The sequence below is a fragment of the Streptomyces flavofungini genome (assembly GCF_041028215.1).
Lineage (GTDB): Bacteria > Actinomycetota > Actinomycetes > Streptomycetales > Streptomycetaceae > Streptomyces > Streptomyces flavofungini_B.
In genome coordinates this window covers 1-4,975 of sequence record NZ_JASKYR010000542.1, presented here as the reverse complement: position 1 = coordinate 4,975, position 4,975 = coordinate 1, and the positions used below count along the sequence as shown (strand labels likewise).

Here is a 4,975-nt window from a genome sequence, read left to right as displayed (position 1 = left end):
GCGCAACTGCGCACGGCGATCGCCTCGGTGAACCGCATCTGTCCGGAGTTCAGCCCCGTTCAGGTGCTCCGCCGCAGCGGACGCACCGTCCTGCGCATCGGCACCGCGGGGCGCGGCACCGCCGTCGCCAAGTGTCTGCTCGACCACTCGCTGCCGCGGCTGATCGCCGCCGACCCCGACGACTGCACGCTGGTCATCGAGCGGATGCCGGGACGGGTGGCGGCGTTGCAGCGGCATCCCGTCGAGTCGCCGCCGCGGGCGGACATCCGGGCGGCGCTGGGCTCCGTCGTACGCCTCAACCAGTGGCGGCCCCCGGCGGAGATGTTCGGCAGGCCGCTGGACTACGGCAGGCGGATCACCCGCTTCCACGAGCTGGGACTGCTGACCGACCGGGACATGGGCGACCTCCAGAAGCTGCTGCACGGGATCGCGCACTCGGCCGTCCACCAGGGCGGCGGGACCCAGGCGATGTGGCAGTTCTGCCACGGCGACGCCCTGCTCTCGAACATCCTGCTCTCGCCGCCCGGACCCGTCCTGGTCGACTGGGAGCACGCGGGCTGGTACCTGCCGGGGTACGACCTGGCGACGCTGTGGACGGTCCTCGGTGACGCCCCGGTGGCGCGGCGCGAGATCAGCCAGCTGGCGCAGTCCGCCGGTCCCGCGGCCCGCGACGCCTTCCTGGTCAATCTGATGCTGGTGCTGACCCGCGAGATCCGCACCTACGAAACGGCCGTGCAGCGCTCGATGCACGAATCCGCCCCGGCGGCACCGGGCCCGGCCCACCCCGGTGCTGTGCCGTCCGGCGAGGAACAGCGGCTGCTGCTCAGGCGGCTGCACGACGACTGCCAGCTGGCCCGCCGGGCCGTGCGAGCGGCGGTCGGCACTCGCTGACGGGGATCGGAGGTCCGCGGCGCGCCGGGGGGGTCTTGGCGTACCGCGGACCTTCGTATGCCCCTGGTCTGTGTCCGCGTCCTTGACGGGGGGAATCGCCCCGTGGCCTATGCCCCTGCCCTCGGCTGCCCTCGGCCGCTCTCGGCGCGGCGGTCGTTCCGGTTGCGCGGGCGGCAGTATCGGCCATGCTGTCACGTTCCCCGTACGACCGCGGCCTTGCGACCGTAGCGTCAGGGTATGTCCGCCACTGACGCAGAGCAGATCGACCGGGCCAACGCCTCCGGTCGCACACCGGTCGTGTTCGTGCACGGCCTGTGGATGCTGGCAAGCAGCTGGGACCACTGGCTCCCGCACTTCGAGGCCGCGGGCTACGCGCCGGTCGCGCTGACCTGGCCCGGGGAACCGGCGACGGTGGCCGAGGCCAGGGAGCGCCCGGACGCCATCGCGGGCAAGACGGTCAAGATGGTCGCCGACCACCTGGCGGGTCTCATGGGCGTCCTGGAGCGCAGGCCCGCCCTCATCGGCCACTCCGTGGGCGGACTGCTGACGCAGATACTGGCCGGGCGCGGCCTGTCGGCGGTCTCGGTGGCGATCGACCCGGCGCCCTTCCGCGGCGTCCTCGCGCTGCCGATGTCGACGGTGCGCTCGCTGCGCCCGATGATCGCCAACCCGGCCGACCGCAAGCGCGCCAAGCTCCTGACCTTCCCCCAGTTCCGTTACGCGTACGCCAACGCCGTCAGCGAGGAGGAGGCCAGGGCCATCTACGACCGCTATGCCGTGCCGGCGCCCTGCGCCCCGCCCGCGCAGGCGGCCATGGCCAACCTCAATCCGCGTACGGAGGCCAGGGCGGACTGCCGGACCGCGCAGCGCGGCCCGCTGCTGATCATCTCCGGCGGCCGGGACAACGCCGTGCCCTGGTCGCTGGCGAACGGCGCGTACAAGCGGCAGAAGGGCAACGCCAGCGTCACCGAGATCGTGGAGCTGCACGGGCGGGACCACGCGCTGACCCTGGACAGCCGGTGGCGGGAGGTCGCCGACACCGCGCTCGCCTTCGTGCGTCGATTCGTCTGAGCACCCCGGTGCGGCGGGGCCGCCGGGCACCCTGTGTGCGCCGTTTCCGCCGGGCCGCCGCTCATCCGAACAGGTGATCTTCGCGTCGCTCATTGGTCCAGGCCACTGACGCGGCGCAGGCGGTGTGGCCTCCCCTGGCGAAAACCCCGCTTGACCCGGCCGGACCAGCGCTGACTTGGGAAATTACTTGTCCTGGGCATGATTGACGGATCGTCGGCGAGCCGGTACCACTGACGCACGCCAGGACCCGCACGCCCCGTCACGCTTCACCGGCCCAGAAGTCCCAGGAGGCTGCATTGCGAGCATCCGCCCGTGTCCGTACGTCGTCCGCGCGCAGACGCACCATCAGGACGGCGGGCGCCCTCGCGTCGGCCGGGCTGCTCGTGCCGCTGCTCGGCGCGGCTCCGTCGCCCGGCGCCGACCGTCCGTCGTCCGAGACCGGCCTTCAGCGCGCCTTCGCCGCCGCGGCCACCGAGTACCGCGTGCCGCAGAGCGTGCTGCTCGGCGTCTCCTACCTCCAGTCGCGCTGGGACGCCCACGGCGGCGCGGCCAGTGTCACCGGCGGCTACGGCCCCATGCACCTGACCGACGCCCGCACCGCCCTGGCCACCGCGCCCCACCACAGCGAGGGCACGGAGGACCCGCGCGGCGACGGCTCGCGCCCGGCCAGGGCGGCGAAGGCCGAGCTGCCCGAGGAGTCCGGGGTGCCCGCGCGCCTCAAGACGCTCCCCCGCGCGGCGGAGCTGACCGGTCTTCCCGCGGAGAGGCTGCGCACCGACTCCGCCGCGAACGTCGAGGGCGGCGCCGCGCTCCTCGCCGCCGCGCAGCGGAAGCTCGGCAAGCCGCTGGGCGGCGACCCCGCCGACTGGTACGGCGCGATCGCCCGCTTCTCCGGCGCCGACGACGAGGCGACGGCGGCGACGTACGCCAATGACGTGTTCGCCGTCATCCGCGACGGCGAGCGGCGTACCACGGACGCGGGCCAGCGCGTGACGCTCACGGCCCGTCCGGGGCTGCGGCCCGACGCCGCGCAGCTCGGGCGCATGGGGCTGCGCAAGGCCGCGCCGGGCGCGACGGAGTGCCCGAAGACCGTCGCGTGCGAGTGGATCCCGGCGCCGTACGAGGAGTTCAAGGACCCGCAGGGCAACCCCGACTACGGCAACCACGACCTGGGGGACCGCCCCAAGACGCAGAGCATCGACTCGATCGTCATCCATGACACCGAGGGCCGGTGGGAGGGCGTCCTGAAGCTGGTGCAGGACCCGACCTACGTGTCGTGGCAGTACACCCTGCGCTCCACCGACGGCCACATCGCCCAGCACGTGAAGGCCAAGGACGTCGCCTGGCACGCGGGCAACTGGTATGTGAACTCCAAGTCCATCGGCCTGGAGCACGAGGGCTTCCTGGTCGCCCCCGACACCTGGTACACCGAGGCCATGTACCGCTCGTCGGCCCGCCTGGTGAAGTACCTCGCCAAGAAGTACGGCATCCCGCTGGACCGCCAGCACATCCTGGGCCACGACAACGTCCAGGGCACGGTGACGTCCACGATCCCCGGCATGCACACCGACCCCGGCCCGTACTGGGACTGGCAGCACTACTTCACGCTGCTCGGCAAGCCCTTCCACCGCACGGCGAAGCCGGACGGCGGCCTGGTGACGGTGGCCCCCGACTACGCGAAGAACCAGCCGGAGTACACGGGCTGCGTGAAGCCGGGCGAGAAGTGCGTGCCGCACGGTTCGGGCGCGGTGCGCGTGCACACCGAGCCGCGTGACGACGCGCCGCTGATCAAGGACATCGGCAAGCGGCCCGGCGGCCAGGACTCCACGATCGACGTGAACGACGTGGGCGCGCGGCTCTCCACCGGCCAGCAGTACGCGGTCGCCGAGCGCCGGGGCGACTGGACGGCCGTCTGGTACCTGGGCCAGAAGGCCTGGTTCAAGAACCCGGAGAAGCAGCCCACGGCCGTCGACGGCAAGGGCCTGGTGGTCACGCCGAAGGCGGGCGCCACGGAGGTGCCGGTCTACGGACGCGCCTACCCGGAGAAGGAGGCCTACCCGGCGGGCGTGCCCGTGCAGACGGTCTCCCCGCTGCCGTACAAGATCCTCGCGGGCCAGAGGTACGTGGTCGGCGACCAGGTTCCCGGCGAGTACTTCTACGCCCCGACCTTCGACACCGCGCCGCACAAGGTGGTGCGCGGCAAGGACATGTACTACGTGATCCAGTACGGGCACCGGATCGGGTACGTGCGGGCGGCCGACGTCCAGGTGGCGCCCTCGTCCGCGTGACGGCGGCGGCATGACCGGCCGGGTCCGGGTCCGCGTGGGGGCGGGCCCGGGCCCGGTGTGCGTCCGGGGTCAGTGCACGGGCCCGGTTGGGGTCAGCCCTGCTGGAACAGCTCCGCGGGCAGCGGCTTCAGGAGCGCGTACAGATCGTCGGTGATCGGGCGGTCCCAGGCGGCGATGGTCACCAGGACCTTGTCGCTGCGGTCGAACTGCACGCACGAGATGCGGCCCTCCGACAGCTTCAGGCGGCGCACGATGAGGAGGTTGTCTCCCTGCATCACCGGGATGTCCTCGGTGGAGACGACCGTGACGTCCTCCTCGTTCTCCAGCGCCAGGAGGAGCTGCGCGACCTCGAAGGGGATCTCGCCCTCCTCGGTCTCGCGCGCGGGCGAGCCCTCGGGGAGGTTGCCGATGATCATCGCGGGGCCGCGCCCGCCGAACAGGTCGTAGCGCAGGAACACGCCCTGGCAGCTGCCGTCGGGCGCGGGCAGCAGGCCCGCGCCGAGATTGCCGGGCCAGTCACCGGGGTCCATGGCCAGAACGTCGAAGTCCGGGCCCGCGGGAGTGGCGGAGCTGCGGCGGCGGAGGAAGGACATGCGCCCATGGTACGTGGCCCGCGAGGTGTACCGGCGCGGGGGCCGTGCCCTCCCGGGGCGCCGGCACACACCTCGCCGCGCCCCGCCCGCCTGCCCCGCCCGCCTGCCCACCAGCGATGACGCCCGCATGGG

The 4,975-nt window shown here is 72.8% G+C and carries 4 protein-coding genes; 3 read left to right on the top strand and 1 reads right to left on the bottom strand.

The genetic code is table 11. The annotated features are described in order from the left end of the window. The 3 genes from AB8Z36_RS29200 to AB8Z36_RS29190 form a co-directional block, all read left to right on the top strand. Positions 1–891, top strand: an 891-nt coding sequence (locus AB8Z36_RS29200) for an aminoglycoside phosphotransferase family protein (RefSeq protein ID WP_369216386.1), incomplete at its 5' end; no start/stop codon positions are given. Positions 892–1,128: 237 nt separating this feature from the next. Beyond that, entirely contained in the window at positions 1,129–1,962 is an 834-nt protein-coding gene (locus AB8Z36_RS29195; RefSeq protein ID WP_369216385.1) for an alpha/beta hydrolase, read from the top strand. Positions 1,963–2,258: 296 nt separating this feature from the next. Then, on the top strand, positions 2,259–4,250 hold the full coding sequence (locus AB8Z36_RS29190) for an N-acetylmuramoyl-L-alanine amidase (RefSeq protein ID WP_369216384.1): 1,992 nt from the start codon (positions 2,259–2,261) through the stop codon (positions 4,248–4,250). 92 nt (positions 4,251–4,342) lie between these two features. Here AB8Z36_RS29190 and AB8Z36_RS29185 read toward each other — a convergent pair whose 3' ends face one another. After that, positions 4,343–4,843, bottom strand: a complete 501-nt coding sequence (locus AB8Z36_RS29185; RefSeq protein ID WP_369216383.1) for a hypothetical protein — start codon at positions 4,841–4,843, stop codon at positions 4,343–4,345. Positions 4,844–4,975 lie beyond the last annotated feature (132 nt).

Coding starts and splice junctions, on each gene's coding strand:
- AB8Z36_RS29195 (WP_369216385.1), top strand. CDS start 1,129: ATGTCCGCCACTGACGCAGAGCAGATCGACCGGGCCAACGCCTCCGGT.
- AB8Z36_RS29185 (WP_369216383.1), bottom strand. CDS start 4,843: ATGTCCTTCCTCCGCCGCCGCAGCTCCGCCACTCCCGCGGGCCCGGAC.